The following is a 26,172-nucleotide window of genomic DNA, read 5'->3' as shown; positions in this document are numbered from 1 at the left end:
GTCCGGTGCCGGGCGGGGTGACGGGCAGGGTCACGGACACGGCGCCGCACCGGACGGGCCGGCGCCGACCGTCCGCGTGCAGAGTACAACCGTTCACCCGGAGGGCGGTCCGGGTGTCCGAGCGGTGGACACCGGCACCGCTTCGGAGCGCCGCCGCACGCCCCTGTTCCCGGACGGGAGTTGGCGGCAGGATCGGAGGGTCCGGTCGCGGAACCGGGGCGGGGCCCGGGAGCGTGGAAGCGGTGCGGAACGGGCTCGGCTCGGTGCGGGTGCGAGCACCGGTCCGGGTCGGACCGCGGACGGATGGCGGACGGATGGCGGCGAGGTCGCGGCGGGGTCGGAGGGGGCGGTGGGCATGGCGGGGACGTACGAGCCGGTCGAGGTGGGCACCGGGCGGGCCGGGACGCTTCCCGGCCGGTTCGAGGAGCACGCGCGGCGCGCCCCCGGGGCGGTCGCCGTCCGGTGGGCGGGGCGGGAGCTGACCTACGGTGAGCTGGACGAGCGGGCCGACCGGCTGGCCCGCCACCTGGCCGCCCTCGGACTCGGCCCGGGCGACCGGGCCGCGGTGGCGCTCGGCCGGGGCACCGAGGTGTACGTCGCCCTGCTCGCCGTGCTGAAGGCCGGTGCCGCGTACGTGCCGGTGGAGCCGGGCGCACCGGACGCGCTGCTGCGGCACGTGCTCGACGAGGCCTCCCCGGTCCTGGTGGTCACCGAGGAGGGCCACCGGATCCGGCTGGCCGACGCCGGCGCCCGGGCGCTGGTCTGCCTGGACTCGGCCGCCGGCCTCGACGGATCCGGTGGACCGCCGCCGGTGGCGATCGGGCCGGAGGACGCGGCGGTGGTGTTCACCACCTCCGGCACCACCGGCGCGCCCCGCTGCGCGGTGGTCGAGCACCGCAACCTGCTGGCCGTGCACCACGGCTGGCGCCAGGTCTACGGCCTCACGCCCGCCGACCGGATCCTGAGCGCCGCGAGCCTGGAGTTCGACGTCTTCACGGCCGACTGGGTGCGCGCCCTGTGCTCGGGCGCCACCCTGGTCCTCGCCCCGCGCGACCTCACCCTGGACCGCGGCGCCGACATCGCCGACCTGCCCGCGCTGGTGGCCGCCGAGCGGATCACCCTGCTGGAACTGAACGTGCGCACCGCGCGCCGGCTCGCCGCCCACCTCGCCGCGGCCGGGCCGGCCGGCAGCGAGGGAGCGCTGCCCGGGTTGCGGCTGCTCACCGTCGGCGCCGAGAAGTGGTGGCTGGACGAGCACCTGGCCATGCGGCGGCTGCTCGGCCACCGCACCCGGGTGGTGAACGTCTACGGACTGGCCGAGGCCGCCGTGGACAGCACGTACTTCGAGGTGCGCGGCGTCGACGAGGTGCCGGACAGCGGTTCGCTGTCGGTGGTCGGCGTGCCGTTCCCCGGCGCCCGGGTGCATGTCCTCGGCCCGGACGGCCGCCCGGTCGGGGCCGGGGCGGTCGGCGAGATCGCCCTCGCCGGACCGGGCCTCGGCCGGGGCTACCCGGGCCGCCCCGAGGAGACCGCGCGGCGCTTCGTCCGGGCGGACTTCGACCCGGACGGGCGGGTGCTGCGCACCGGCGACCTCGGGCGCCTCGCCGAGGACGGCACCCTGCGGTTCGTCGCCCGGGCGGCGGGCGTGGTCGGGCCCGCCGACCCGGCGGGGTCCGCCGCCGTGGTCGCCCGGGTGCGCCTCGCGGCCCGCGCCGAGGCCGAGCTGCGCGGGCATCCCGGGGTGCGGGAGGCGGCCGTCGTCGAGCTGGAGGTGGCGCGCGGCCGGCGCGAGCTGGTCGGGTACGCGGTCACCGAGCCCGGCGCGCCGGACACCGACGGCTGGTCGCTCTCCGCCTACCTGGGCGCCCGGCTGCCGAAGGGCGGGGCGCCCGCCGCCGTGGTGCCGGTGCCCGACCTGCCGCGCACCCGGGCCGGAAAGCTCGACCGGGACGCGCTGCCGCTGCCCGCCCCGGCCGACCACGCGGCGCCGCGCCGGGCGGGCGGCGGGAAGGGGTACCGCGGCAAGGGCGGCGGCGGCCGGTCCGGGGACACCGCGGGAACGGAGACCTTCCTGGGCTGCGGCGCGGTGATCGTCGGACTGCCCGTCGCGTACGTCGCCTGCCTGCTCACCAGGAAGCTCTGGCCGGGGTCGACGGACATCTCGGCGGTGCCGGAGCCGTACGACGCCTTCTTCCGCGTGCTCCACCTCTTCGAGTGGACCTCGTTCGGGCTCGGCGTGACCTGGCTGCTCTTCGGGGCCGCGGTGACGGCCCGGTTCGGGCGGCCGGTCGGGCTCTCGGTCGCCGCGCACCTCTCGGTGTTCTGGCTGCTGGCCTCGTGGTGGCCGCAGGACAACCTGTACCGGACCGCCGACCGCTCGGTCCTGGCCACCGAGGTGTGGCTGGTCTACGTGTTCAACATCGCGCTGATGGTCTCGGCGGCGGTCGTGGTGCGCTTCCTCTGCTGGCAGCCGAAGCGGCTCCGCTGACCCGGCCCCGCTGACCCGGCTCCGCTGACCCGGCCCCGCCGGCTGGCGACGCCGACCGCGTTTCGCCGGTCCGTCAGCGCAGGGCCTCGAACATCCGCCCCAGCGCGTGGTGGGCCGCCCCGAGCAGGGCCTGTGCCGCGTCCAGCGCCTCGGCGGCGCGCTCGCCGCGCGCCGCCAGCGCCAGACCGACGGCGGGCTCCGGCTCGTGGCAGGCCGTCACGATCAGCGGCAGGACGGTCACGCCGAGCCGCGCGCAGCGCGGGCGCAGCTGTTCCAGGTGCCCGAAGAGCGCCTCCTGGGAGAGGCGGGCGCCCAGCGGCATGGCGTCCAGGGTGCGGACCAGGTGGCCGGGGCCGCGCACCTCGTCCAGGCGGTGGCGCAGCACGAAGGCGACCGCCGGGCCGGTGAGCCGCAGATTGGCCTCGGTCGGCGCGAGCCGGCGGTCCCGGTCGGTGACGAAGTCGACGTCGAACCAGCCGCGGTGGCCGGCGGCGGCCAGCCGCTCCCCCACCGCGAGCCCGAACCGTTCGGCGGCGGCCGCGGCGCCGGGCGGCACCGTGCCCGGGCCGACCGTCACACCCTGGTAGCGGGTCCCGTCGACGGCCATCTCGCCGACCCCGACCGGGTGCACCCGCCCGTCGGCGCCGATCACCGCGTCGAAGGTGAGGTCGCGCAGCCGGTCCGAGCCGGCCGGGCCGCCGTCCACGTACTCCTCCAGCAGCAGGTCGCCGCCGGGCGGCAGCGCGTCCTCGCGGACCAGGCGGCGCAGCAGCGCCCGGGCGCCGCCGGCCGCCAGGACGTGCTGCGGGGTGATCACGGCGGTGCCGTAACCGCCCACGCCGTACGGGGACTTGAGGACGGTGGCGAGTCCCCGGGCGGCCCGGGCGGCCAGCCGCCGGGCGGCGCGGCGGTGGGTGTCTGCGTGCTCCTGGCGGGGCACCCGGACCTCGGGGTGGCCGGGGGCGAGGGCGGTGAACAGCTCGTGCGCGGCGGCCTTGGACTCGTAGCGGCGCACGGCGGCCAGTTCCGGCCCGTCGCCGAGGTCGGCGGTACGGCCCCAGTGCAGCACCGGGCCGGGGGCGCCGGCGAGCCGTTCGGCCAGCGCGGGGCGGTCGGCGAGCGCGCGGGCCACCGTGCGGCCGGGGGCGATGCCGGCGTACGACTCGACCGGGCCCCAGTCGAGTTCGCGGGCGAGCAGGTCGATCCAGGCCCGGTCGACCTCGGCGGGCAGCACCAGCGCGGCGGGGTCGGGCCCGTAGGCGACGGCCAGGCCCGCGTAGTGGTGCGCCTGCCGCAGGCGGCGTGCGCGCCGGTCGGGGTCCTGCGGCCGGTGCTCGCGCTCGTCGACGAACTGCTCGTTGAAGTCGGCGACGTTGCCGACGTGTACGGCTCGCCGTCCGCCGGTCCAGGCCCCCACCCATCCGTCCATCCCGCGAGCTTAAGGGCTGTCCGGGGGTCGGGGCTTGGGATCGAGCGGGGATCGGACGGGGGTCGGGCGGGGGGCGGGGGTCAGAGCCGGAGCAGGCCGGCGTCGGTGGGGCGGAGGCCGCAGGCGTCGAGGTAGAAGGCGCGCAGCCGGGGTTCGAAGTCGACATGCAGCCAGTCGCAGCCGGCCGCGCGGGCGTTGTCGGCGGCCGCGGCGACCAGCCGGGTGCCGAGGCCGCGGCGACCGGCGGCCGGGGCGACGGCGGTGTCGAGGAGGAAGGCGTGGACGCCGCCGTCCCAGAGGACGTTGACGAACCCGAGCAGCGGGCCGTCCGGGGCGGGGCGGGCGCAGACCCAGCCGAGGCTGTGGCGCTCCAGCCGGGCGCGCCAGGGCGTGGGAACGGCCTCGGCGGCGGGGTGGGCCGGGGCGGTGGCGGGGGCGGCGGGGTCGTGCGGGTCACCGAAGGCGGCGGCGTGCAGGGTGTCGAGCTCACGGTCGGTGAACTCGCCCCTCCAGTGGAGGTCGACGGGCGAGGGCTGGGGGGTCGTCATGGCACGAGCGTAAACAGGCCGCTCACAACCGATCACTCTTGATCAGTACAGGACACAACTTGGCAAAAATCCGACGCCGACTCTAGCTCTGACTGACTGATCACCGTCAATCTCTTCGCATCCCTCATCGCTGCACCCCGCAGCATCCCCGACTGGAGTCAGAGTGAGCCCCTCCTCCTCTTCTCGCCGCCGTCTCGCGGCCGGAGCCATAGCCGCCACCGCCGCGCTGATCGCCGCCACCGTCACCGCCGGCACCGCCTCGGCCGCCCCCACCGGCCGCGACGGCGCGATCGCCCAGGCCCGGGCCAACGTCGCCCGCAACGCCGCGGTCTTCGGCTTCGCCGACGGCCAGGACCTGGTCGTCAAGGACGTCGTGCTCGACGCCGACGGCACCCAGCACGTGCGCTTCGACCGCACCTACCTCGGCCTGCCCGTGGTCGGCGGCGACCTGGTGGTCCACCAGGACGCCCGCGGCCGGCTCAAGGACTCCTCCCGCGCGGCCGCCCACGACGCCGCCGTCCGCACGATCGTCCCCAAGGTCCCCGCCCAGCTCACCGCCGGCCGCGCGCTGGCGGCCGCCCCCGGTGTCGGCGACGCCGCCAGCACCCCCGAGCTCGTCGTCTGGGCCGCCGACGGCACCCCGCGCCTCGCCTGGCGCACCACCGTCCGGGGCACCGGCGACCACGGCCAGCCCGCCGGCCGCGTCATCGTCACCGACGCCACCACCGGCGAGCAGATCGAGGCCTACGACTCCGAGCACCAGGCCGCCGGCACCGGCCACTCCGAGTACACCGGCGACATCACCATCGACACCACCGCCCAGAGCGGCGGCGGCTACGCGCTGATCGACCCGCTGCGCGGCCACACCACCAAGGACGCGCACAACGCCTCCGCCGGCACGATCAACGCCAACTCCGGCACCCTCTACACCGACGCCGACAACGTCTGGGGCGACGGGAGGAAGTTCTCCACCGACCGCGCCACCGCCGCCGTCGACGCCCACGCCAACACCGCCTGGACGTACGACTACTACAAGAACACCTTCAACCGCAGCGGCATCAAGAACGACGGCAAGGGCGCCACCGTCTTCGTGCACGTCGGAACCAAGTGGGACAACGCCCAGTGGTCCGACAGCTGCTTCTGCATGATGACCGGCGACGGCGACGGCGTCACCGACCCCGAGCAGGTCGACCTCGACACCATGGGCCACGAGATGACCCACGGCGTCACCAGCGCCACCGCCAACCTCCGCTACAGCGGCGAGTCCGGCGGCCTCAACGAGGCGACCTCCGACATCTTCGGCACCATGGTCGAGTGGTACGCCGGCAACGCGGTGGACAAGGGCGACTACCTGTTCAGCGACCAGTCCACCCCGCCGTGGCTGCGCCGCTTCGACAAGCCGTCCCTGGACGGCGGCTCCGCCGACTGCTGGAGCCGCAAGGTCGGCCAGCTCGACGTGCACAACTCCTCGGGCGTCGGCAACCACTGGTTCTACCTGGCCAGCGAGGGCAGCGGGGCCAGGACCGTCAACGGCGTCGCCTACAACAGCCCGACCTGCAACGGCTCGACGGTCACCGGCATCGGCAACCAGAAGGTCGCCGCCGTCTGGTACCGCGCGCTGACCGTCTACATGACGTCCACCACGGACTACAAGGGCGCGCGTACCGCGTCCCTGAACGCCGCCAAGGACCTGTACGGCCTCAACAGCACCGAGTACAAGGCGGTCGCCGCCGCCTGGAGCGCGGTGTCGGTCGCCTGACGCCCCGCGCGGCCCGTCACTCCCCGGAGTGCAGGGGGGTGGCGGGCCGCGCGCCGTCGACCGTTGGGCGCCCGCCACGGCGTGGCGCGGCGGTGCCGCGGCGGCCCGTCTGGGATCTTGGGTGCCCGGGGGGCGACATCCGACCCGGGGAGACCCTTCATGGCCAAGCTCGTCCTGACCACCTTCCTGACCCTCGACGGCGTGATGCAGGCGCCCGGCGGGCCGGACGAGGACCGCGAGGACGGCTTCGCCCACGGCGGCTGGCTGTTCCCGTTCGCCGACGAGGAGTTCGGCGCCCTGATGAACGAGGTGATCGGCCGCGCCGGCGCCTTCCTGCTCGGCCGCCGGACGTACGACATCTTCGTCGGCTACTGGCCGAAGGTGACCGACCCCGACGACCCGGTCGCCAACCCGCTCAACTCACTGCCCAAGTACGTCGCCTCGACCACCCTGCGCGACCCCGGCTGGCACAACACCACGGTACTCACCGGCGCCGCCCCCGGCGGGCTGGCCGCCGAGGTGTCCGCGCTCAAGGACCGGCTGGGCGACACCGAGATCCAGATCCACGGCAGCGGCGCCCTCGCCCGCGCCCTGATGCCGCACGGCGTCATCGACGAGTACCACCTGGTCACCGCCCCCGTCCGGGTGGGCACCGGCCACCGCCTCTTCCCGGAGGCGGGCCCGCCCACCGCCTTCCGCCTCGCGGGCACCCGTACGACCCCCTCCGGCGTCACCGCCGGCACCTACCACCCGACCGGGCCGGCGAGCTTCGGCACGTTCTGACGGCCGGTCAGGGCGGGTTGGTGTCCTTGCGCCAGAACCGCCAGCCGGTGGGGGGCTTCGGGCCGGAAGGAGGGCGCCCGGGTCGTGGAGGTCGTGCAGGGTGTTCAGGAGCCGCTGGTTCCGGCCGCCCGGCTTCGCCACCCCCGCCGGATGTCGGCCAGATCGGCGGAGCGGCCCACGTGCATCGTCGTCAAGGCCTGCACGACGTCCGGTTTCGGAACACACCGGTCGAGGTGGAGCAGGAAGAGGGCGACGTGTCGGCGGGCGTGGCGGTCAGCAGGCCGAGCGCCGTTGCCGCCGGGGAGATCAGCGCGACCACCGCCATGGGCCAGACGCGGCGCCGCAGGCCAGGCCGGGGCGTCGCGCCCGGATCGGCCCCGGCGCCCGCGGGCGGCCCGTCCGCTGTCCGGTCGGCCTCCGGGTCGTCCGGGCCCGGGGACCCGCCGTCCGCCTCCCCCGCCGGGGACGTCAAGGGGTGGGCGGGAGCGGGGGGCGGTTCGGACGCCGACGTCGTGCCGGGTGGTCCTGGGTGGTTCCAGACCCGCAGGCCCAGGTCCGGGTGGGAGCGGAACTCCTCGCCCTGCGCGATGAGGGCGAGGAGGAGGCGGCAGTCGCCGTAGGTCAGGTCGACGGTGCGGCCGTCGGCCACCACCCCCGCCTGGCGCGGCAGTCGACGTGGAGCCGGCCGCCGGGCGTCCGGCCCGCCCTTGCGTCGCCCTCGGGCACCGGGACCTCCCTGCCGTCCGTCGTTCCCACCGCTACTGGCGGGCCGAGATCCAACCGGCCAGCTCGGCGGGGCGGTTGGTGATGACGCCGTCGACGCCGGCGGCGTCCAGGGCCTTCCAGCGGGCGGCGGTGTCGACGGTCCAGACGTTGACGGCGACACCGGCCGCGTGCAGGGCCGCGACCACGTCGGGGCGGGCCGCGAGGGCGGCGTCGGCGGGGTTGTAGGCGGACAGGCCGAGGTCCCGGGCGACCGCCACCGGGTCGGCGTCGAGGTCGCCGCGCAGCAGGGCGAGCGGCAGGTCGGGGGCGAGTTCGCGGGTGTGGCGCAGGGCGTCGACCTCGAAGCTCTGGACCAGGACCCGGCCGGTCATGCCGTGGTCGCGGATGTCCTGGACGATCCGGGCGACCTCGTCGCGGGTGTGCGGGCCCTTGATCTCCAGCAGCAGGCTGCCGCCGCGGACGCGCAGGTCGTCCAGTTGGGCGGCGAGGCTCGGCACCCGCGCGCCGGCCGCGGCCGGGGCGAACCAGGAGCCGGCGTCCAGGCCGTCCAGTTGGGCGGCCGTCAGGTCGCGGATCCGGCCGGTGCCGTTGGTGGTGCGGTTCACCGTGTCGTCGTGCAGGACGTACGGCACGCCGTCCCGGCTGGGCTGGACGTCGTTCTCGATCCAGTCGGCCCCGGCCCGGCGGGCGACCTCGTCGGAGAGGAGGGTGTTCTCGGGTGCGGCGGAGGAGGCGCCGCGGTGGGCGAACACGGTGAGCGGCGCGCCCGGTTGGCGGACGAAGGCGCCCGGGGCGAGCGCGGTGACCTTGAGGTCGTCGAAGGACACCTGCGATCCGTTGACCAGCAGGGCCTGGCCGCCGTCGGCGCTGCGGGCGGTCCGGGTGGTGCGCATGACCTCCCGGCCGTCGAACAGCCAGCGGGCGGTGGTGCCGTGCACCTCGACGGCGATCCGGACGTCGCGGCCGGTGCCCGCCGCGGAGGGGGCGACGGCGGTGTTGGTGACGTTCCAGGTGTCGGCGGGGGTGCGCTGGGCGAACTCCAGACCGTTGGCGGCGGTGGTGCCGGAGCGCATGGTGGCGATCGACCACGGGGTGGCGCCGTTGGCCGGCACGTCCAGGCCGAGGGCCGTCCAGCGGGCGGCGTCGACGACGGTCTCGAAGCGGGCGGTCACCTCGATGCGGAAGTCGGTGAGGTGGCGGCCGAAGGTGATGCGGGTCTGCTGGTTCCAGTCGGTGGAGGCGCCGACGAGGCGGCCGTTCTCCACCTTCCAGGCGCCCTCCACGGCGGTCCAGCCGACGGGGAGGCCGGGTCCGTTGAAGCCCTCGTCGACGACGACCTCGCCGGGGGCGGGGGCCGCGGGGGCCGTCTCCGCAACCGCCGGGCGGGCGGCGGAGGCCGCGTGCTGGGCGGTCAGCACGACGGTGGTGACGCCCAGTGCGGACGCGAGCAGCGCGGTGATCAGGCCGGTGCGCCCGGTGCGGTCGTAGCGCGGGACGGGGGTCGACGGGTGACTCTTTGTCATGCGCGGAACCGTATGCGATCAAGGCCCGGCCGGGAAACCGGCGGGCCGGGCACCTGCGAGGCGGGAACGGCCGGTCCGGCGGACCGTCAACCCTGCGACACCGAAAGCCCGTCGACAAAAATATGCAGACCGGTCTACAGTTTCCCGCATGGGAGTCAAAGGCGAGGAGACTCGCGCCCGGCTGATCGCCGGCACCCGGAGTCTGATCGAGGCGCACGGCTACTTCGGCACGGGCCTGAACCAGGTCGTGGCGGAGAGCGGAGCACCCCGCGGGTCGCTGTACTTCCACTTCCCCGAGGGCAAGGACCAGCTGGTCGCCGCCGCGCTCACCCAGGCCGGCCAGGAGGTCGAGGACCGGCTCGCCGCCCTCGCCCGCGACGGCGCCGACACGGCAGCCGTGCTCGCCGCCCTGGCCCAGGCCTTCGCCGACCGCCTCACACAGTCCGGCTTCACCAAGGGCTGCCCGATCGCCACCGTCGCCCTGGAGGTCGCGGGCGGCAACGAGAGCCTGCGCCTGGTCTGCGCGGAGGTGTACGCGGGCTGGCAGCGCGTGCTCGCGCAGCGGCTGACGGCCGAGGGCTTCACGCCCGCCGAGGCGGACGTCGCCGCCGGACAGGCGCTCGCCCTGCTGGAGGGTGCCGTTCTGCTCGCCCAGGTGCGCCGCTCCGTGGAACCGCTGCTCGACGCGTCCCACGCCGTACGCCACCTGATCACCTCCCGCCCCGACCGGGCACCGCAACCCGCCCGCTGACGCCGGTCCGGCGCTCGGCCGGTTCGGCGGCGCGCCTAGAAAATATGCAGACCGGTCTACTGAATCGGTAGTCACGCCCCCACTGCTCCCCGCCCCTCCTCACGCCAAAATATGCAGACCGGTCTACTGATTCATCCTCCGGCCGGTCCGCAGCCCCTGCACTCTCTGCACCACTGCCCCATATCGAAAAAATATGCAGACCGGTCTACAGAATCGGAGCTCCCACCCATGAGCACTGCACAGACCCCGCCGACATCCCTCGTCCTGGGCGCCACCGGGTTCCTCGGCCGCTGGCTGGTCCTGGAACTCCTCGGCCGCGGCGAACCGACGGCCGCCACCGTCCGCCCCGACACCCGCCCCGACACCCGCACCGCCACCGGCACCGGCACCGGCCGCGCCGACGAGCTCCGCCGCTGGCTGCGCGCACACGGTGTCGACGACCGCCCGCTCACCACCGTCGCCGCCGACCTCACCCGCCCCGGACTCGGGCTCACCCCCGAGGACGACGCCCGCCTCGCCGAGGTCCGCGACGTCCACAACCTGGCCGCCCGCTTCAGCTTCGGCCTCGACCGGGCAACGGCCCACACCGCCAACGTCGACGGCGCGCTCACCGCCCTGCACTGGGCCGCCGGTCGACCCCGGCTGCGTCGGCTGGTCCACGTCTCCGGGTACCGCGTCGGCCGGGACGCCGTACCCCGCCACCCGCTGCCGCCCGCCGAGGCCGACGCCCTCTACGCCCGGCTCGGCGCGTACGAGGCGTCCAAGCAACTCGGCGACGCCGCCGTCCGGGTGACGGCCGACCGGATCGGCGTACCGCTGACGACGGTCAATCCGAGCAGCGTCATCGGCCACTCGGTCACCGGCGAGGCCGGGCAGTACCTCGGCCTGGCCGGGCTGATCCGCCAACTCTGGTCCGGCCGCCTGCCGTTGCTGCCGGGAACGGCCCGCACCTTCGTCCCGGTGGTCGCGATCGACCATCTGGCCCGGTTCCTGGCCGCCGTCCCGGAGCACGACCGCGGACCGGTCCACACCCACACCGTGCTCGACCGGGCCACCCCGCCCCTCCCCGAGCTGGTCGCCCTGCTCGCCGACCACCTGGGCGTGCCCGCACCCCGCGGACGGGTACCGGTCGGCCTCGTCCGACGGTTGCCCCGCGCGCTCACCGGTGCCGACCCGGAGACCCTCACCTTCCTCTCCGAGGACCGCTACGACACGGCCTCCGCCGACCGTCTCGCCCGCGCCGCCGGCCTCCACCACCCGCCCGTGGACGAGCTGTTGCGCCGGTGGGCCACCCGGCTCGTCGCCGACGACTTCGGCGAAGGCGAAGCCGCCCCCGCCCTCCCGGCGACGGGCGGGTTCGCCGACGTCGCCGGGATCCGCACCTACCTCGACGGCGAGCGCCGGCACCCCGGTCACGTCCTGCTCCGCGGACCGGGCACGGACACCGCCACCTGGCAGGACGTCACGACCCGCCTCCCCGCCCCCGTCCTCGCCGCGGACCTCCCCGGGACCGGCCGCACCGCCGGCACCCCGGCCCAGGACGAGACCTGGCTCGCCGCCCTCCTCGCCCCGGTCGAGACCCGGCCCGTCCTGATCACCCACCTGACCACCGCCGCACCGGCCGCGCGCTACGCGATCGCACACCCGGACCGCGTGGGCGGTCTCCTCCTCGTCACCGCACCACCCGCCGACCCGGCCTCCACCCCGCCGGGCCACCGCCCCGGGGCCGCCCGCCGCACCGGGAGCCGCGTCCGCGCGGCCCAATCTCCGGCGGCTCGGGCGGAGTTGGAACGGCTCATGGCGTCCTGTCCGGTCCCCATCAACCTCGTCGGCCCCTCCGACGGCACGGCATAGCCCGTCGTTCGGCAGGGAACCGCCGACAACGACCCCGTTGCGGCGGCACCCCCGGCGTCGCGACGATCGGCGAGTCGCCCGACGCGGCCGACTCGCCGAGCCGCCACGTGGTGCGGTGGCCGGCACCGACGACCTCGGCCACTCCACCCTCCCGCCCCCGCCGTCCGCCGTCCGCCGTCCGCACCGCCCCGACCGCGTTCCTGGAGCAGGCCGCCGCCGACACGACGGCCCGACAAGCCCCACCGTCGACCAACACACCCCACCCACAGCGGGTTTGAGATCCCACGCAGCGCGCGGACGGGCGCCGAGGCCGTCACGGCCTGTTGTCACGGGCAGCGCCTGTGACAACAGGCCGTGAGCGTTCTCGACGGCGGCCCCGCCGCCACGACAGATCTCAGAGAGCGGTCTCGGCCTCCGCTCCCGCAAGTCTTGACAGGTCCTCGCAACCCTTCCATCCTCAAGCGGGGAGCGAGGGCTCCGGGCCGGTCGTCGCCGGGCCGAATTCCACCGGATCAGGGGGCGCGGCATGCGCTGGTCGCTGGTGTTTCCACCGTTCGAGGACAAGCGCGACCGCTCCGCCTACTACGTGGCGCCCCCGCTCGGTCTGCTCTCGATCGCCGCCTACCTGGAGGCGGACGGCCACGACGTGGCGATCGAGGACTTCGTCCTGAGGCTCAAGACCGGTGAACTGCGGGCCGGACCGCGGATGTACGACGAATGCGCCGAACGGATCCTGGCGAGCGAGCCGGACGTCGTCGGCTTCGGCACCCAGTGCTCCACCGGCCCGGCGTCGCTGAACATCGCACGGCGCATCAAGGCGGCCCGGCCCGGGACGGCCGTCGTCCTCGGCGGCCACGACGTGAGCTTCCTCGGCCCCCGGTACCTGGAGGCCTTCCCCTACGTCGACGCGGTGCTCGGCGGCGAGGCGGAACTCACCGTGCCCAAGCTGGCACGGGCACTGGACGGCTCGGGCCCCTGGGAGGGCATCGCCGGCCTCACCTGGCGCCGACGCGGCACCATCGCCGCCCGGGCCGGCGAGGAGCGGGTCACCGACCTCGACTCCCTGCTCGCCCCCAGCTACCACCTGGTCGACGACCTCGGCACGTACTTCGAACACAGCCGCAAACCCACGATCCTGGTGGACAGCGGACGGGGCTGCGCATTCGCCTGCGAATTCTGCCAGACCACGCTGCTGAACGGCCGGAAGGTCCGCTACCGCAGCACCGCCTCACTGATCGCCGAACTCTCCGAACACCGGGCGCGGTACGGCGAGTTCGAGGCCTATTTCGTCCATGACCTCTTCACCGCGCGCCGCGCCTTCGTCGAGGAGCTCTCCCACGCGCTGATCGACGCCGACCTCGACCTGCCCTGGCAGTGCCGCTGCCGGATCGACGAGGTCGACCGCGAGCTGCTCGCACTGATGAGTGCGGCCGGCTGCCGCATGCTGCTCTACGGCGTGGAGTCCGGATCGGACGAGACCCTGTCCCGCATGAACAAGAGGCTCCGCCGGGGAGTGGCCTCCCAGACCACCGAACGCGTCCGGTGGACGGTGGACAGCGGCATCTTCCCGTCCCTGTCGATGGTCGTCGGAATTCCGGAGGAGAAGCCCCAGGACCTCGATGCCACGCTGCGCCTCGCCGCGGAGTTCATCCAGGTCGGCCGGGTGAACGCGTTCATCCAGCTGATGAGCCCGCTGCCCGGGACCGCCCTGGCCCAGCGGGTGGCGCACCGCCTGGAGTACCGGGCGGAGGACGCCCCCACCGCCTTCTCCCAGGGCATCGAGTTCGCCGACGGCCGCCGGCTGCCCGAGGACGAGGAGCTCATCGCCGCGCTGCCCGACATCTTCCAGTCGTTCCACGTCGTCACCCCCGACCACGGCGACCTCGACATCTGCGTCGACATCTCCCTCGGGTACTGCAAGCTGCTGGAGGTCTACGGCTGGACGTACATCGCGCTGGCCGAGCACCTGGACGTCAGCCTGCTGGAGCTGTTCCGGCGCTACCGCGACCGGGCGGCCGAGCAGCGCGGACCCGGCGGCCGGCGCGGCCTGGTCGGCCTCAAGGACCACGAGATCTGGGACGCCTTCGCACGGTTCACGGCCGGCGTGCTGGCATCCGGCGACGCCCCGGTGCTCCTGCGCGAGACCTTCCGCTTCGAATCCCTGGTCCAGGAGATCTCGGTCCTCGCGCCGGTGCCGGACGACGGCCCGAAGGAGGCCCCCGCCGGCCGGTTCCGGCTCCGCCGGGCGGCCCGGCTGTTCCGCTCGTCGATCGGGCTACCGTGGGCGGACCCGGACACCGAGGGCCCCCGCGACCACCTGGTGTTCATGGGGCCCGACCGGCTGAAGGTGGTCGCGGTCGACAGCGGACGCGCCCGGGCCCTGGAGATCCTGGAGCGGGCCGGAGGGCTGGAGGAGGCCGACGAGGCCCTGTTCGCGAACCTCGCCGCACTCCTGCGCCCGGTGGCCGAGCTCGGCGTGTTCGAGCCGGTGCCGGTCCCGGCCGGCGTGGCCGGCTGATGTTCCGGGGCCTGGTCGCCCTGGTGCAGCCGCCGCTGGCGATGGGGACCTCCTACCACCTGGCGGAGCCGCTCGGCCTGCTGCTGACCGCCGCCGCGCTGCGCCACGCCCCCGGCGTCGAGCGGGTGGTGGTGGTCGACCAGGCGCTGGAACTGGCCGAGGGCACCCTGCCCGCGGGGGCCGGACTGGTCCGCACGGCGACCGACCGGCTGCTCGACGTGGCCGCCGACGTCTACGCGTTCTCGGTGCAGTGCGTCGACCTGCCGATCGCCCTGGCGATCGCCCGGGCCCTCAAATCCGCCCGCCCGGACGCCACGGTGGTGTTCGGCGGCCACCAGGCGACCCTGCTGGGCCCGGAGATCCGGCGGGCGTTCCCGTTCGTCGACCACGTCGCCACCGGTCCCGGCGAGACCCTCGCCGGCGCGGCCGGGCAGTGGCTGCTCCCGGCGTACGACCTCGCCGCACCGTTCGAACGCTACGCCGCGGTCAGCACCCAGCCGACCGGGCTCGTCGAGGTGGCGCGCGGCTGCCCCTACGACTGCGTGTTCTGCTCGATCCCGGCGACGTCCGGACGGCGCGTCACGTTCAAACCGGTCGACCGCATCATGCACGAACTCGACGTCCTCGCCGACCGCGGCTGCACCAGCGTCCACCTGGTCCACGACACCCTGACCATCAACCCGCGCTTCACCGGGGAACTGCTGCGGGCCCTGCGCCGGCGCGAACGCCCGGTCGCGTGGACCGGCATGACGCGCGCGGACCTCACCGACCCGGCGCTGCTGGCCGAGATGGCGGCGGCCGGCTGCGAGGGCCTGCTGGTCGGCATCGACGCGGTCGAGCCGGCCACCCAGAAGCTGATCGGCAAGCGCGCCGGACGCTACCCGGCGGTGGTCGACCTGGTCCGGTGGCACGCCGAGGCGGGCCTGGCCTCCACGTTCTACTTCCTGGTCGGCTTCCCCGGTGAGGACCCGGTCTCCGTCGAGCACGCGCTCGGCGAGGCCGCGAGGGCGTCGGTGGTCGACCCCGGAAGCTGCCGTGTCCAGTACCCGAGGCTGGTCCCCGGGACCCCGCTCGGAGCGTCCACCGGCGGTGACGGCCTCGTCCTCGACCTGGACAGCCCCTACGCCCAGTGGCTGCTGCGCACCGTGGACGGCGCACCGGAGGTCCTCGACCTCGTCGCCCGCCACCCGGCGGTGTTCTCGACCTACTACGCGGCCGCCGCGGAACCCCTGGAGCGGCACCTGCTCCTCGCCCTGGGCTGGACGGCGTCCAAGCTGCTGTCCGCCCTCCCGATGACCCTGGCCGCCCTCGCCGAACTGCGGGGGCTGGTACCGCTCTTCCGCGCCGTCGCGCGGCGGCTGGGGGATCCGGCGAGCCTGCGGGAGGCCTCCGTGGGCACCCTGCTGCCGATCGTGACCGCACACGTGGCGGACACCGCTCCGGCACTGCTCCCATTCGTCCGGTTCGAGGACTGGCTGTACGGCGGGCACGGCGACCACGTCTCCGTGGTCGACCGGGCCGCCGCCCGTACGGCGGTCCTGGACCGGCAGCCGGTGTCCGCCGCACTGTCGGGCGGGCCCCGGAGGTACCGGCGCACGACCGGCATCGAGGGGAGGTGAAAACCCATGGGTCCGACCGGTGCGAGGCACCACGACACGCTCGGGAGCGACAAGGCCGACGCGACGGTCTCCGAACTGGAGAACCAGCTGGAGGTCCTCCTCGCGGAGGCGTCCAAGCACGAGCTGTTCGTCCACGAGGTGGCGGTGGCTCCGCGATCGAAGCTGAGGGTCGCGTGCGAGTAGCAGACGCACAGGGCCGCGGCGGGCCGCACTCCGACCCGCCGCGGCCCGCCGCGCCCCGGGTGTACGCCCTCGACGTCCTCCTGCCGCAGGAGCGGGGCACGGCGCCCGTCGTGGTCGACGCCAACGGCGCGCGCTCCGGTGTGGAGGCGCAGCAGCGCCTCTACGGCGACGACCGGGTCCAGCGGGCCGTCCTGGAGGCGCTGGCCGCGGCCGGTGACGGCACGATCGTGAGCCTGTCCCAGCGCTCGTCGATGGACCTCCAGGACCGCTTCAGCGCCGAGCGGCTGCGCCGGGCCTGCGGACCGGGCGGCGGCTGGTACGCGGCGGCGGAGGCGTACGCGCCGCCGGGCGATCCGCACGCCAGGCAGCGGGAGTCGGTCCACGAGGAGCCGGCCCGGGAGCTGGGGATCCCCCTGCTGAGGTACGAGGTCGGGGTGCTCGGCGACCGGCCGGTGCTGTTCGGGGCCGACGGGCGGGTGGCCGGTGATTACGGCGACTGGGACCCGCGGGGAGTGGTCTGGCCGTACGCGTTCGACCAGCGGACGGTGCCGCTGCGCGCGGACCTGGTGTGCAACCCGCTGGCCTACGCGCTGCCGACGACGGACAAGCTGCTGCTGGCGGCGCTGGTGCCGGAACTGCTCCCGGCGACACGGCCGGCCGGTCCGTGGCTGGCGCGGGGGGAGAAGCTGGCGGAGGCGGCCGAGTGGGCCGCGGGCGAGGACCACGTGGTGGTGAAGCCGGCGGTGGGTCGGCGCAGCTTCGGGGTCGTGGTGGTGCCGGGCGCACGGTTCGCCGAGGTGGCGGGCCGGTTGGGTGTGGTCGCACGGGACGCGCACCGGCTGGACGTGCTCGCCCGGGTGGCGTCGATCGGGATGCTCTGGGGCCAGTGCGGCGAGCTGTCGGCGCTGGTGCAGCCGTACGTGCGGCCGCGGCTGGAACGCAACGCGGGCACCGGGCGATGGCACGCGGTCGTGGCGCGGGCGACGGTGCTGAGCGACGGGTGGGGGGTGCGGTGCATCGACGCGTGCAAGTTCGTGGCGCCGGTGCCGGTCGGGGAGCGGGCCGGGCGGGCATCGATGATCTTCACTCACTCCGGTGATCCTCTGGTCGAGCGGCTGTCCGCGGCCGACGAGGAGGCCGTCAACGGGTGCGCGGTGCGGTTCGTCGCCGGACTGGAGTCCGCGGTGGACGCCCGGCTGGGGCACGGCGACGACGCGGCGGCGCTGCGCGCGGAGGCGGACCTGCTGGTCGGGGTCTTCGAGGAGGGCAGTGACCTGCCGGTCCGCGGCTCGGCCGAACGGCTCAGCGGCATGCCGATGGGGCTCGACCTCGTCGCGGCCGGGTACCGATGGGGACGGCATGGGTGACAGCGGTGGTTCCGCGGCGGGCTGGTCCAGCCTCGCGCCGCTCGTGATGGGGACGTTCGTGGTGGCGGTCGAGGGTTCGATCCTCACCGGTGTGCTGCCGCGGGTGAGCGCCGATCTCGGTCTGAGCGCCGCCGGCGGCGGGCAGGCACTGGCGGTCTACCCGCTGGTGTGCGTCTTCGGCGCGCCCGCGGCCTCCGTGCTGATGGGCGGGCGCTCGCAGCGTGACGTCTGCACCTTCGGGCTGCTGCTGTTCGCCTTCGGGAACCTGGTGACGGCGGCCTCGACCGGTCTGGGCATGCTGATCGCCGGCCGCCTGGTGTCGGCCCTGGGGGCCTGCTGCTACCAGCCGGGGGCCGCGGCGCGCGCGGCGCGGCTGGGACCGCGCCGACGCGGCCGGGCGTTGTCGGTGCTCGCCTCGGGGCTGACCATGGCGACGATCGTCGGCGCTCCGCTGGGCGTCTGGGCGTCGGCAGTGGTCACCTGGCGTCAGATCCTGGTGCTGCTGGCGGTGCTCGCCGTGGTCGTGGCGCTCGTCCAGCGGTCGAGCAGGCTGCCGGGAGGGGCGCTCGCCGCTGCGGGGATGCGGGAGCGGGCCGCGTTCCTCGGCGACCGGCGGCTGCTGTCCGTGGTGGTGCTGTCCTTCGTGGTGGTCGCGGGGGAGTTCGTGGTGTACGCCTACCTGTCGCTGGTCGCGGGGCACGTGGGCGGGCAGGAGAGCGCCACGGTGGCCCGGACGCTGATGGTCTTCGGCGTGGGGACCACGCTGGGAACCGTCGTGGGAGGAGCGGCGGTCGACGCCCTGGGCTGGCGCACCGTGCTGGTGGGCAGCATGGGCGGGATGACGCTGTGCCTGTTCCTCCTGCCGCTGGCCCGCACCGAGACGCTGTTGTGCGCGGTGCTGCTCGGCTGGGGCGTGACGGGCTGGTCGTTCACGCCCGCCCAGACCTGCCGGCTGCTGGAGACGTTTCCGGACCACGGGCCGATGCTGCTGACCTTCAACGCGTCGGCGGTGGCGCTGGGCGTCTCGGGCGGAGGCCTGTTCGGCGGATACGTGCTCGGCGCGGTGGGAGTGGCGAGGCTGCCGCTCGTGGCGGGCGCGACGGTGGCGCTGGCCCTGGCCGGGTACCTGTTCAGGCCGGGAGCGGGGCCGTCGCGTGCGGCCGGGGAGCAGCGGGACTCCGCGCAGGCCGGCGTCTGAGGCCACTGCGGCGGAACCGGGTCAGGGAGCGGATCATCCGCCGGGCCGGCTCCGTGGGCGGTGCGGGCCGGGCTGGTGCACGATGGCTGGGTCGTGGTCGTGTCCGGGACGGCCACCGTCGGCCGGGAGGGTTTCGATGTCCGTGTCCCGCTCGCGCGCTGTCGCCCGCGCCGCGACCGCCGTGGCGTCGGCGGCCATCGCGGTCGCGCTGGGCGCGACGGCCGCCTTCGCGCACGTCGAGGTCGCGTCGGATCAGGCCCGGGCCCTGGCCGTGAACGTGACGGTCACCTTCACCGGGGAGGCGGAGTCGGGGACCTCGGGGTTCGCGAAGGTGCAGGTGGTCCTGCCGGAGGGGATCACCCCGGGTGACGTCGCCCTCGTCGACTCCCCCGCCGGCTGGGCCTTCTCCGCCACCGCGGACGGCTACGCGGTGGGCGGCCCCGCGCTGGCGGTGGGCCAGGACGTCGTGCACAGGATCACGATCAGGCAGTTGCCCGACACCGACGAGGTGGTCTTCAAGACGCTGGAGACCTACAGCGACGGCCGGGTCGACCGCTGGATCGAGCTGCCGCAGAACGGCGTGGAGCCGGAGCACCCCGCGCCCGTCCTGAAGCTCGCGCCGGCGTCGCCCGGGGCCACCGCGCTCTCCGCGAGCACGGCGGCCGAAGGCGTCACCGCACCGGGGGTGTCGCCGAGCGTGTCGCCCGCGTCCGCCGGTGGGGGCGGCGGCTCGTCGCCCGCGCTCCCCATCGCGGTCGGCGGCGTCGTCGTACTCGCCGTTGCCGCCGGCGGCTGGTGGTGGCGGCGCGGACGGGGCCGGGGTTCCGCGGGCTGACCGGTCGCCCGATCGCCCGGTCTCCCCGAGCGTCGTGCAGCGGCCCGGCCTACCGTGGAGAGGGAGCCCGTGGAACGGGGGTTCCCGTGCATGAACCCGTGATCGCCGCCGCGCTGCTGATCGCCCTGGCCGCCTGCTGCACGGTCCACTGCGTCGTCCTCGTCGTGGTCGGACGCGGCTGCCCGGACCGTCGGCTGGAGCCGGCCGAGATCGTCATGGCACTGTCCATGGCCGGGATGATGGCACCGGCGTTCGACCCCCTGCCGCCCGCCCTGTGGGCGGCCCTGCTCACCGCGTCGGTGCTCCGGCCGACACTCCTCCTGGCGGGCCGGCTGTGCCGACGGCCCCGCTCGGCGTTCGCGGGCCCCTGGAGCCACTACCCCCACCACGTCCTCAGCGCGGCCGCGATGGCCGCGCTGGTGCTGTGCACGGCACCGGCGCACCAGCACGCCGGTGGCGGCGCGGTCCACGGGAGTGTCGGCTCCGCCGTACCGGCGTGGACGCTGCTGCTCCTCGCCGCGTACTTCCTGGGCTACGCCGTCCGCGGCGCCGGCTCGTGGCTCCCGCGCCCGGCCGCCGGCGGGGCCCCGCTCACCGGCGCCGGCGGGCCCGCCGCCCTGACCTCGTCCGGGCTGGTCTCCGCACGACGCACGGTGATGGCGGTGGGCATGTTCTACATGCTGCTCGCCATGAGCTGACAACGCTTCGGCCGCAACGGCGGGGCCCGGTCCGACGGCCCGGCGGCCTGGCGGTCAGGTGATCCGACGGCCCGGCGGCCCCGCGGCCCGGCGGTCCGACGGTTCGGCATTGCGTCGAGCGTCCGTCAGTTGTGACGCATCGCATCCGCTGTCACTCCCGGTCACCACGGCCGTGCGAACGGAGGGTGACCGCCCACGGAGCCCTGCCCGGCTCCCCGCGCGGACCGCGAAACCCGGGCCTACCTTGGAGAACGGGGGTACGCCACCGGAACGAGGGTTCCCGTGCAAGAGCCCGTGATCGCCACCGCCCCGCCGACCGCACCGACCGGCCGGGTCGCGGCCCCCGCGCCCGCGCTCCCTCTGTCGCGGCGCGCCGCGGACGGCCCCCGGCCCGCACGGAGCGGGCCGGCGGCGGGTCGTCCGTCGGCCGGGTCAGAAGCCGTCGCGCCGCACCGCGAGGAAGCTCGCGGTCTGCCCGGCGGGCGCGTCACCGTGGCGCTCGGCCCGCAGCACCGTCCCGGCGAGGACCATCCGCTGGTCGATCCCGGTCTCCCAGTGGCGCAGGACGATGCCGTCGTACTCGTAGTGGAAGTCCTCGATGGGGGGTCGGCCCCGGCCGCTCAGGGTGAACGAGACCCGGGACGAGACCGATGCCGTGCCGGTCATGTCCATCACGATCGGCGGCGTCCCCGACACGTCCCCGAGGATCAGCATGCCGCTGACCGTGCCGTCCGCTTCGGCCGACAGCCTCAGCTCCGCCTGGGCGAACCGGAGCTCGTTGAAGTCGTTGACGGGGTCCGGCAGCTCCAGAAAGCTCCGGTACGTGTACGTGCCGGTCAACTCCGTGACGTTCATTTCGTCCCTCCTGGACACGGTGAGGCGGATCGAGCACCTCGCTCCAGGGTCCTGCGACCGCCCGGATCCGCCAGCCCCGCACGTCCGGATAGCACGCGCGGTTCACCCTCCCGAACGTCTCCAGGCGAAGTCCGCGTGCGGCGGTGGTCGCCGCCGGAACGAATCCGGGGCGCCCGACGAGGGCGTCCCGCCCGAACCCAGGAGTGACATGTCGAACGGTACGTTCGTACGACGAGACGCGAGCAAGATGACCGAGTGGGATCCGGTCCTGTACTGGTACGCCCGGGCCGTGGGGCTGATGCAGCAGCGGCCCGAGTTCGACCCGACCAGCTGGGTCTTCCAGGGCTGCATCCACGGAGTCCCGCCCACCGTGACGGAGACGAACGAGGCCTTCAGCCAGTGTCCGCACGGCGGCTGGTTCTTCCTGCCGTGGCACCGGGGCTACCTCTGGTACTTCGAGCGGATCATCCGGGGCACCATCAAGCAGATCGCCGCCCAGGAGGACATCACCCCCGACCCCTCCACGGCCTGGGCGCTGCCGTACTGGGACTACGCGCTGGACGCGCCCACCACGACCCCGCCCACGACGTTCACCTCCCGCGCGCTTCCGGCGGCCTTCCGCAGCCCGAAGATGCCCGACCGCCCGGGCGGCACCGACCTCACGGTCGACAACCCGCTCTTCCTCCGGGACGACTTCCAGCCGACCAGCGAGGACGAGTTCTGGCAGACCCCGCACCGTTTCACGGGGAAGAACTCCGCCTTCCAGATCCTCCGCTACTCGGACCTCAATCCCTTCACCGCGATGAGCGAGACGATCTTCTCCGCCACGAAGAGCCGGTCGAACGTCCAGCCGACCTTCGGCAGCGAGATCAGCTTCACCGTCATGCCCCACTTCCAGCGCGGCTTCGGCGAGCTGGAGAACGTCCCGCACAACCAGGTGCACGGCGGTGTCGGCGGCTGGATGGGCCGGGTGGAGGGCTCCGCCCGTGACCCGATCTTCTGGCTGCACCACGCCAACATCGACCGCCTCTGGTCGGCCTGGCTGAACAAGGGCAACCAGAACCCGGACCACACCTCCTGGCTGGACCACGAGTTCATCTTCTTCGACGAGGACGGCGGGGAGCAGCGGACCACCGGCAAGGCGGTCCTGAACGACGCGCGGAACTACAAGTACGAGTCGCTGACCGACGGATCCGGCACCCGCCCGGTGCTCGTCCCGTCGGCCACGGCCCCGGGGCCGGGCACGCGGGTCCTGGCCGCCTCCGCCGCCAATCCGCGCCAGCCGCTCGATGTCCGGGCGCCGACGACGGTGTCCCTGGAGCCGAGCGGCGTCCAGGGGGCCCTGCGCTCGCTCGCCGACTCGGACCAGCCGGAGACCAACCTCATCCTCACCGTGCACAACGTGCACACCGACATGCCGCCCGGGACACCGTTCCACGTCTTCCTCAACGGCCCGGCCGGTGACCTCGACCCGGAAGGCCCCTACTTCGTCGGCTGGATCTCCTTCTTCGGGATGGCCGGGGCCGGCGGCCACGACGCGAGCTACGACGTCACCGAGCAGGTCCAGCGGCTGTCCGAGCAGGGCCTGCTGCCGGACGGCCCGCTCACCGTCTCGATCGTGCCGTCCATCCCGCAGCCGGAGACGGCCGGACCGAAGCCCGGCTTCGAGAGCGTCAGCCTCACCAGCATCTGAGGACCGTCATCAGCCCCCCCGACCGGTGATCGGCCGGGCCGGCGGGCGCCGCGGATCAGGTGCCGCGGCCGCCGACCCGGCCGTCCGCAGGCGGTGACTCACAACGCGGTTCCTTGATTATCGACTTGACGTCACCTCAGGTCCGGTCGACGATCGCTGCCATGAAGACCGACCAGGGACCCCCGCACCTCCCGGCCGCCCGGCCTGTCGCCCTGGTCACCGGGGTCGGGCGGACGGTCGGGATCGGCGCCGGGATCGCGGAGCGGCTCGCCGGGGCGGGCTGGGACATCGGCTTCACCTACTGGACGCCCTATGACCGCCGGATGGCCTGGGGCGCCGAAGCGGGCGCCGCCGAGGCCGTCGCGCGGGCGCTGGCCGACCGGGGGGCGGCGAGCGCGGGGGTGGAGGCGGACCTCGCCGAACCGGAGGCTCCGGGGCGGGTGTTCGACGAGGTGGAGCGCCGGCTCGGGGGTGTGACGGCGCTGGTGCTGTGCCACTGCGAGTCGGTGGACTCCGGCCTCCTCGACACCACGGTGGAGAGCTTCGACCGCCACTTCGCGGTCAACGCGCGGGCGAGTTGGCTGCTGATCCGGGAGTTCGGGCGCCGGTTCACCGGAGCGGCCGGCAGCGGTCGGATCGTCGCGCTCACCAGCGATCACACGGCGGGCAACCTGCCGTACGGCGCGAGCAAGGGGGCGCTCGACCGGATCACCCTCGCCGCCGCGCAGGAGCTCGCCCGGCTGGGGGTGACGGCCAATGCGGTCAACCCGGGGCCGGTGGACACGGGCTGGATGACGGAAGGGGTGCGGGCGGAGGTGCTCGGCCGGACGCCGCTGGGGCGGCTCGGCACACCGGAGGACACCGCGAACCTGGTCGCCTTCCTCTGCTCCCCGCAGGGGCAGTGGGTCAACGGGCAGCTGCTGCTGAGCAACGGCGGCTTCAGCGGTTGAACGAGAGGACCAGGACGGTCCAGTGGACGTCCGGGCGGCCGTGCAGGTCGGGGCGTTCGGCGTGCAGCACGGGGTGCAGGCCGCGGCTGCGGGCGAGGGCGAGGGTCTCGTCGGCCGGCACGTCGTACATCCGGCGGCCCGGCGGGACGGGGCCGTGGCGCAGGGTGAGGAAGAGTCGGCCGCCGGGGGCGAGCAGGCCGGTGAGGGCGTCCATCGCCGGTGGGCGTTGGTCGGGTGCCAGGTGCATCCAGACGGCGGTCAGCAGGACGGCGTCGAAGCGCGCGCCCGCCGCGCCGAGGGCGGGCAGGCCGGGCAGGGCGTCGCCCGTCCAGCGGACGCCGCTGCCGGCGTGCAGGTGCTCGCCGATCCGGCGCAGTTCGGGGGTGGGTTCGGCGGCGACCACGCGGTGGCCGAGGGCGGCGAGCGCGGCGGCGTCGCGTCCGCTGCCGGCGCCGACGTCCAGGACGTCGGCGGGCCCGGGCGGGAACAGGTGCAGGGCCTCGCGGTGGACCTCGGCGAAGGTGACGGCCTCGTACTGCGCCGCCAGCCGTTCGGCCGCCTCGCCGTAGCCGGCGGTGCCCGCCGGACGGTCCGCGCGCGGCTCCCCCATGCCCGCTCCCCCTCTGTCGTCCCGGCGGCCGGTGGGCGGCCGTCAAGGGACGGCGTCAACCTTACCCGGACGGGTGTCACACCTGCGGTCAGGCCTCGCCCGGGTGCCAGGCGGGCCACTCCCAGGGGCGGTCCTCCCACCGGACGCGGACCGGGTCGTGCGGATCGAGGTCCGGGAACAGCTGGTGGACCCGCGGTTCGAACTCCTCCGGGCCGAGCGGCTCCCAGCCGTGGCCCTCGAAGTGGACCAGCCGGTAGCGGCTGTCGGTGCGGAACTCGGCGACCTCGACCTGGGGCCGCGCCGAGCCGGACGGGCTGTTGGTTTCCATGCCCCCAGCATGTGGCGGACCTCCGGGGAGCGCACCCGGGGTACGGCAGGCAGCGTACGGCCGGGGGGCGCGAGCGGGGCCGGTCGCGCCCCGGGGCCCTCGTCCGGGTCATGTCCCGGCGTCGGCGCGCTCGTTGAGTACGGCGAGCGGGGCCCTGCAGCGGCGCCGTACCGGCCCCGTTCCCGTACGACCGGGTGTCGGCGACGGGCGGGCCGCCGGGGAGCCGGAGCAGGCGATGGCAGGAGGACGAGGACATGAGCGGGCAAGCGGCAGGCGGCGGGACACCGGCGAGCGGCGGTCCGCCGCCGCGCGGACCGGTGGTGGGCGGACCGGTGACCGGCGGGTCGGCCCGGGCGGGTGGGGCGCGGCCGACGGGTGCGAGCCCGGGACCGGGCACCGGCGCGGGACCGGGACCGGGTTCCGGTGCGGGCGTCAGGAAGCCGTCCGGCACCGTGCAGTGGCAGTGGCCGGCGCAGGCCTGGCAGCCTCCGCCGGTGCCGGCGCCGCCCGCGGCGCCCGGTGAGCCGCCTGCCTGGGAGGCGATGGCGGCGGCCGCCGAGGCGGGCCGGCGACGGCGGCGCCGGATGTGGGTGGCGGGCTCGGCGGGGATCGTCGCCGGTCTGGCGGCCGTGCTGGCGATGTGCGGGCCCGGGCCGGGCGAGGAGTCGTCCGGGGTGGTGGCCTTCCCGGGGCCGTCCACGGCACCGGCGCTGCCACCGTCCCCGGCCGCCTCGGCGGCGGCCGACCGGCTGCCGGTTCCGGCCCCGTCCCCGCTGCCGCCGCCGACGACGAGCGGCGAGGGCCCGCGGCCCGCCGCCCCGACGGATGCGGCGGATGCGGCGGGCGCGCCTCAGGCGGAGACCGCCCCCCGGACCGACGGCGGGGACCACTCCGTTTCGGCGCGGCCGAAGGCGAGCCGGTCACCGCGCCCGGCGCCCACCAAGACGGCGGGCGCCCCGTCCGGCGGCCCCGCCCCGGCGTCCGCTCCGGCGCCCGGCGGCGTGCACGCGCCCTCGTCCACCGCGGGTGCGCCTGCGGCGGGGGTGACGCCGGGAGCGGAGGCGGGCACGATCTGCGACCAGGCCGAGCGGTTCGGCCGGTGGGCGGCCGGCTCCGAGCAGGCCCGCCTCTGCCGCAGCATCTACCACTGAACGGGCGGATCCCGTCCGTCGCCGTGGACCGACCGGCCTCGGCCGCGGAGGGCGGCCCTCGATCGGCGACCGGCACCGGCACCGCGGCCACCGGCTCACCCGTTCCGGCCCGCGCCCCCAAACTTGCCGAACTCGCCGACCGGCGCTGGACCGACGGTCTCGACCCGGCGCTGCGGACGGCCCCGGCCGTCCGCGACCACCTGGTGCCCCTCCCGCGCGAGCGCGGACTGCTGCCGGAGCCGGCCCGCGGCTGACCGGTGGGAACGGCCCGGCGGCCGTCCGTCCACCCGTGCGGGTGGACGGCTG

Annotated in this window: 23 protein-coding genes; 16 read left to right on the top strand and 7 right to left on the bottom strand. The window is 75.1% G+C overall.

Annotation, left to right across the window (positions count from 1 at the left end; translation table 11 throughout):
- The first annotated feature begins 355 nt into the window (after positions 1 to 355).
- Complete coding sequence (locus ACFVFS_RS33285; protein ID WP_380628601.1) at positions 356 to 2,488, top strand: amino acid adenylation domain-containing protein; 2,133 nt, start codon at positions 356 to 358, stop codon at positions 2,486 to 2,488.
- Positions 2,489 to 2,561: 73 nt separating this feature from the next.
- Here ACFVFS_RS33285 and ACFVFS_RS33280 read toward each other — a convergent pair whose 3' ends face one another.
- Together ACFVFS_RS33280 and ACFVFS_RS33275 are read right to left on the bottom strand one after the other, a co-directional pair.
- Entirely contained in the window at positions 2,562 to 3,917 is a 1,356-nt protein-coding gene (locus tag ACFVFS_RS33280) for a hypothetical protein (RefSeq protein WP_380628600.1), read from the bottom strand.
- A gap of 80 nt (positions 3,918 to 3,997) precedes the next feature.
- Positions 3,998 to 4,465: a GNAT family N-acetyltransferase gene (locus ACFVFS_RS33275; protein WP_380628599.1), complete on the bottom strand. Its 468-nt coding sequence runs from the start codon at positions 4,463 to 4,465 to the stop codon at positions 3,998 to 4,000.
- 163 nt (positions 4,466 to 4,628) lie between these two features.
- Between ACFVFS_RS33275 and ACFVFS_RS33270 the strand changes: the two genes are divergently transcribed.
- Together ACFVFS_RS33270 and ACFVFS_RS33265 are read left to right on the top strand one after the other, a co-directional pair.
- Positions 4,629 to 6,224, top strand: coding sequence for a M4 family metallopeptidase (locus tag ACFVFS_RS33270; RefSeq protein ID WP_380628598.1), 1,596 nt, complete (start codon positions 4,629 to 4,631; stop codon positions 6,222 to 6,224).
- A 159-nt stretch (positions 6,225 to 6,383) separates the two neighbouring features.
- Positions 6,384 to 7,007, top strand: coding sequence for a dihydrofolate reductase family protein (locus ACFVFS_RS33265; RefSeq protein WP_380628597.1), 624 nt, complete (start codon positions 6,384 to 6,386; stop codon positions 7,005 to 7,007).
- A gap of 190 nt (positions 7,008 to 7,197) precedes the next feature.
- Here ACFVFS_RS33265 and ACFVFS_RS33260 read toward each other — a convergent pair whose 3' ends face one another.
- Together ACFVFS_RS33260 and ACFVFS_RS33255 are read right to left on the bottom strand one after the other, a co-directional pair.
- On the bottom strand, positions 7,198 to 7,656 hold the full coding sequence (locus tag ACFVFS_RS33260; protein WP_380628596.1) for a hypothetical protein: 459 nt from the start codon (positions 7,654 to 7,656) through the stop codon (positions 7,198 to 7,200).
- Positions 7,657 to 7,765: 109 nt separating this feature from the next.
- Positions 7,766 to 9,256, bottom strand: coding sequence for a glycerophosphodiester phosphodiesterase (locus tag ACFVFS_RS33255; RefSeq protein ID WP_380628595.1), 1,491 nt, complete (start codon positions 9,254 to 9,256; stop codon positions 7,766 to 7,768).
- Between the two features lie 148 nt (positions 9,257 to 9,404).
- On the opposite strand from ACFVFS_RS33255, the gene ACFVFS_RS33250 reads away from it, so the two are divergent.
- The 9 genes from ACFVFS_RS33250 to ACFVFS_RS33210 all read left to right on the top strand — a co-directional run bounded on the left by ACFVFS_RS33250 (position 9,405) and on the right by ACFVFS_RS33210 (position 20,279).
- Positions 9,405 to 10,007 carry a TetR/AcrR family transcriptional regulator gene (locus tag ACFVFS_RS33250; protein WP_380628594.1) on the top strand — a complete coding sequence of 201 codons (603 nt, stop codon included), beginning with the start codon at positions 9,405 to 9,407 and terminating at the stop codon, positions 10,005 to 10,007.
- Between the two features lie 228 nt (positions 10,008 to 10,235).
- On the top strand, positions 10,236 to 11,861 hold the full coding sequence (locus ACFVFS_RS33245; protein ID WP_380628592.1) for an SDR family oxidoreductase: 1,626 nt from the start codon (positions 10,236 to 10,238) through the stop codon (positions 11,859 to 11,861).
- 526 nt (positions 11,862 to 12,387) lie between these two features.
- Positions 12,388 to 14,379: a B12-binding domain-containing radical SAM protein gene (locus tag ACFVFS_RS33240; RefSeq protein WP_380628591.1), complete on the top strand. Its 1,992-nt coding sequence runs from the start codon at positions 12,388 to 12,390 to the stop codon at positions 14,377 to 14,379.
- Entirely contained in the window at positions 14,379 to 15,998 is a 1,620-nt protein-coding gene (locus tag ACFVFS_RS33235) for a B12-binding domain-containing radical SAM protein (protein ID WP_380628590.1), read from the top strand. The genes ACFVFS_RS33240 and ACFVFS_RS33235 overlap by 1 nt, the downstream gene beginning before the upstream one ends.
- A 6-nt stretch (positions 15,999 to 16,004) precedes the next feature.
- The gene (locus ACFVFS_RS33230) at positions 16,005 to 16,181 is read left to right on the top strand and encodes a hypothetical protein (protein WP_380628589.1); all 177 of its coding nucleotides are present in this window, start codon (positions 16,005 to 16,007) and stop codon (positions 16,179 to 16,181) included.
- Positions 16,172 to 17,548, top strand: coding sequence for a hypothetical protein (locus ACFVFS_RS33225; RefSeq protein ID WP_380628588.1), 1,377 nt, complete (start codon positions 16,172 to 16,174; stop codon positions 17,546 to 17,548). Before ACFVFS_RS33230 ends, ACFVFS_RS33225 begins: the two co-directional genes overlap by 10 nt.
- Positions 17,541 to 18,746 (top strand): MFS transporter, encoded by a 1,206-nt coding sequence (locus tag ACFVFS_RS33220; RefSeq protein ID WP_380628587.1) that lies wholly within the window; start codon positions 17,541 to 17,543, stop codon positions 18,744 to 18,746. The genes ACFVFS_RS33225 and ACFVFS_RS33220 overlap by 8 nt, the downstream gene beginning before the upstream one ends.
- Positions 18,747 to 18,882: 136 nt before the next feature.
- Complete coding sequence (locus ACFVFS_RS33215; protein ID WP_380628585.1) at positions 18,883 to 19,581, top strand: DUF1775 domain-containing protein; 699 nt, start codon at positions 18,883 to 18,885, stop codon at positions 19,579 to 19,581.
- 86 nt (positions 19,582 to 19,667) lie between these two features.
- Positions 19,668 to 20,279, top strand: coding sequence for a DUF5134 domain-containing protein (locus tag ACFVFS_RS33210; RefSeq protein WP_380628584.1), 612 nt, complete (start codon positions 19,668 to 19,670; stop codon positions 20,277 to 20,279).
- Between the two features lie 432 nt (positions 20,280 to 20,711).
- On the opposite strand, the gene ACFVFS_RS33205 is transcribed toward ACFVFS_RS33210, so the two are convergent.
- Positions 20,712 to 21,134 carry a hypothetical protein gene (locus tag ACFVFS_RS33205; RefSeq protein WP_380628583.1) on the bottom strand — a complete coding sequence of 141 codons (423 nt, stop codon included), beginning with the start codon at positions 21,132 to 21,134 and terminating at the stop codon, positions 20,712 to 20,714.
- A gap of 208 nt (positions 21,135 to 21,342) precedes the next feature.
- Between ACFVFS_RS33205 and ACFVFS_RS33200 the strand changes: the two genes are divergently transcribed.
- Together ACFVFS_RS33200 and ACFVFS_RS33195 are read left to right on the top strand one after the other, a co-directional pair.
- The gene (locus ACFVFS_RS33200; protein WP_380628582.1) at positions 21,343 to 22,827 is read left to right on the top strand and encodes a tyrosinase family protein; all 1,485 of its coding nucleotides are present in this window, start codon (positions 21,343 to 21,345) and stop codon (positions 22,825 to 22,827) included.
- A 161-nt stretch (positions 22,828 to 22,988) separates the two neighbouring features.
- Positions 22,989 to 23,777, top strand: coding sequence for an SDR family oxidoreductase (locus ACFVFS_RS33195; protein WP_380628581.1), 789 nt, complete (start codon positions 22,989 to 22,991; stop codon positions 23,775 to 23,777).
- Here the strand turns inward: ACFVFS_RS33195 and ACFVFS_RS33190 are convergent.
- Both ACFVFS_RS33190 and ACFVFS_RS33185 read right to left on the bottom strand, forming a co-directional pair.
- Entirely contained in the window at positions 23,767 to 24,387 is a 621-nt protein-coding gene (locus ACFVFS_RS33190) for a class I SAM-dependent methyltransferase (RefSeq protein ID WP_380628580.1), read from the bottom strand. The two genes, ACFVFS_RS33195 and ACFVFS_RS33190, sit on opposite strands and share 11 nt — an antisense overlap.
- Positions 24,388 to 24,475: 88 nt before the next feature.
- Complete coding sequence (locus tag ACFVFS_RS33185; RefSeq protein ID WP_380628578.1) at positions 24,476 to 24,715, bottom strand: hypothetical protein; 240 nt, start codon at positions 24,713 to 24,715, stop codon at positions 24,476 to 24,478.
- Between the two features lie 452 nt (positions 24,716 to 25,167).
- On the opposite strand from ACFVFS_RS33185, the gene ACFVFS_RS33180 reads away from it, so the two are divergent.
- Together ACFVFS_RS33180 and ACFVFS_RS33175 are read left to right on the top strand one after the other, a co-directional pair.
- The gene (locus ACFVFS_RS33180) at positions 25,168 to 25,866 is read left to right on the top strand and encodes a hypothetical protein (RefSeq protein ID WP_380628577.1); all 699 of its coding nucleotides are present in this window, start codon (positions 25,168 to 25,170) and stop codon (positions 25,864 to 25,866) included.
- Between the two features lie 23 nt (positions 25,867 to 25,889).
- Positions 25,890 to 26,120, top strand: coding sequence for a hypothetical protein (locus ACFVFS_RS33175; protein WP_380628576.1), 231 nt, complete (start codon positions 25,890 to 25,892; stop codon positions 26,118 to 26,120).
- Positions 26,121 to 26,172: the final 52 nt, after the last annotated feature.

The sequence above is a fragment of the Kitasatospora sp. NPDC057692 genome (assembly GCF_042799475.1).
GTDB lineage: Bacteria > Actinomycetota > Actinomycetes > Streptomycetales > Streptomycetaceae > Kitasatospora.
Note: the sequence above shows the minus strand (reverse complement) of the source record. Positions and strands in the feature narration are given on the sequence as shown.

Coding starts and splice junctions, on each gene's coding strand:
- ACFVFS_RS33215 (WP_380628585.1), top strand. CDS start 18,883: ATGTCCGTGTCCCGCTCGCGCGCTGTCGCCCGCGCCGCGACCGCCGTG.
- ACFVFS_RS33250 (WP_380628594.1), top strand. CDS start 9,405: ATGGGAGTCAAAGGCGAGGAGACTCGCGCCCGGCTGATCGCCGGCACC.
- ACFVFS_RS33200 (WP_380628582.1), top strand. CDS start 21,343: ATGTCGAACGGTACGTTCGTACGACGAGACGCGAGCAAGATGACCGAG.
- ACFVFS_RS33220 (WP_380628587.1), top strand. CDS start 17,541: ATGGGTGACAGCGGTGGTTCCGCGGCGGGCTGGTCCAGCCTCGCGCCG.
- ACFVFS_RS33185 (WP_380628578.1), bottom strand. CDS start 24,715: ATGGAAACCAACAGCCCGTCCGGCTCGGCGCGGCCCCAGGTCGAGGTC.
- ACFVFS_RS33245 (WP_380628592.1), top strand. CDS start 10,236: ATGAGCACTGCACAGACCCCGCCGACATCCCTCGTCCTGGGCGCCACC.
- ACFVFS_RS33255 (WP_380628595.1), bottom strand. CDS start 9,256: ATGACAAAGAGTCACCCGTCGACCCCCGTCCCGCGCTACGACCGCACC.
- ACFVFS_RS33265 (WP_380628597.1), top strand. CDS start 6,384: ATGGCCAAGCTCGTCCTGACCACCTTCCTGACCCTCGACGGCGTGATG.
- ACFVFS_RS33275 (WP_380628599.1), bottom strand. CDS start 4,465: ATGACGACCCCCCAGCCCTCGCCCGTCGACCTCCACTGGAGGGGCGAG.
- ACFVFS_RS33235 (WP_380628590.1), top strand. CDS start 14,379: ATGTTCCGGGGCCTGGTCGCCCTGGTGCAGCCGCCGCTGGCGATGGGG.
- ACFVFS_RS33280 (WP_380628600.1), bottom strand. CDS start 3,917: ATGGACGGATGGGTGGGGGCCTGGACCGGCGGACGGCGAGCCGTACAC.
- ACFVFS_RS33285 (WP_380628601.1), top strand. CDS start 356: ATGGCGGGGACGTACGAGCCGGTCGAGGTGGGCACCGGGCGGGCCGGG.
- ACFVFS_RS33190 (WP_380628580.1), bottom strand. CDS start 24,387: ATGGGGGAGCCGCGCGCGGACCGTCCGGCGGGCACCGCCGGCTACGGC.
- ACFVFS_RS33240 (WP_380628591.1), top strand. CDS start 12,388: ATGCGCTGGTCGCTGGTGTTTCCACCGTTCGAGGACAAGCGCGACCGC.
- ACFVFS_RS33230 (WP_380628589.1), top strand. CDS start 16,005: ATGGGTCCGACCGGTGCGAGGCACCACGACACGCTCGGGAGCGACAAG.
- ACFVFS_RS33195 (WP_380628581.1), top strand. CDS start 22,989: ATGAAGACCGACCAGGGACCCCCGCACCTCCCGGCCGCCCGGCCTGTC.
- ACFVFS_RS33205 (WP_380628583.1), bottom strand. CDS start 21,134: ATGAACGTCACGGAGTTGACCGGCACGTACACGTACCGGAGCTTTCTG.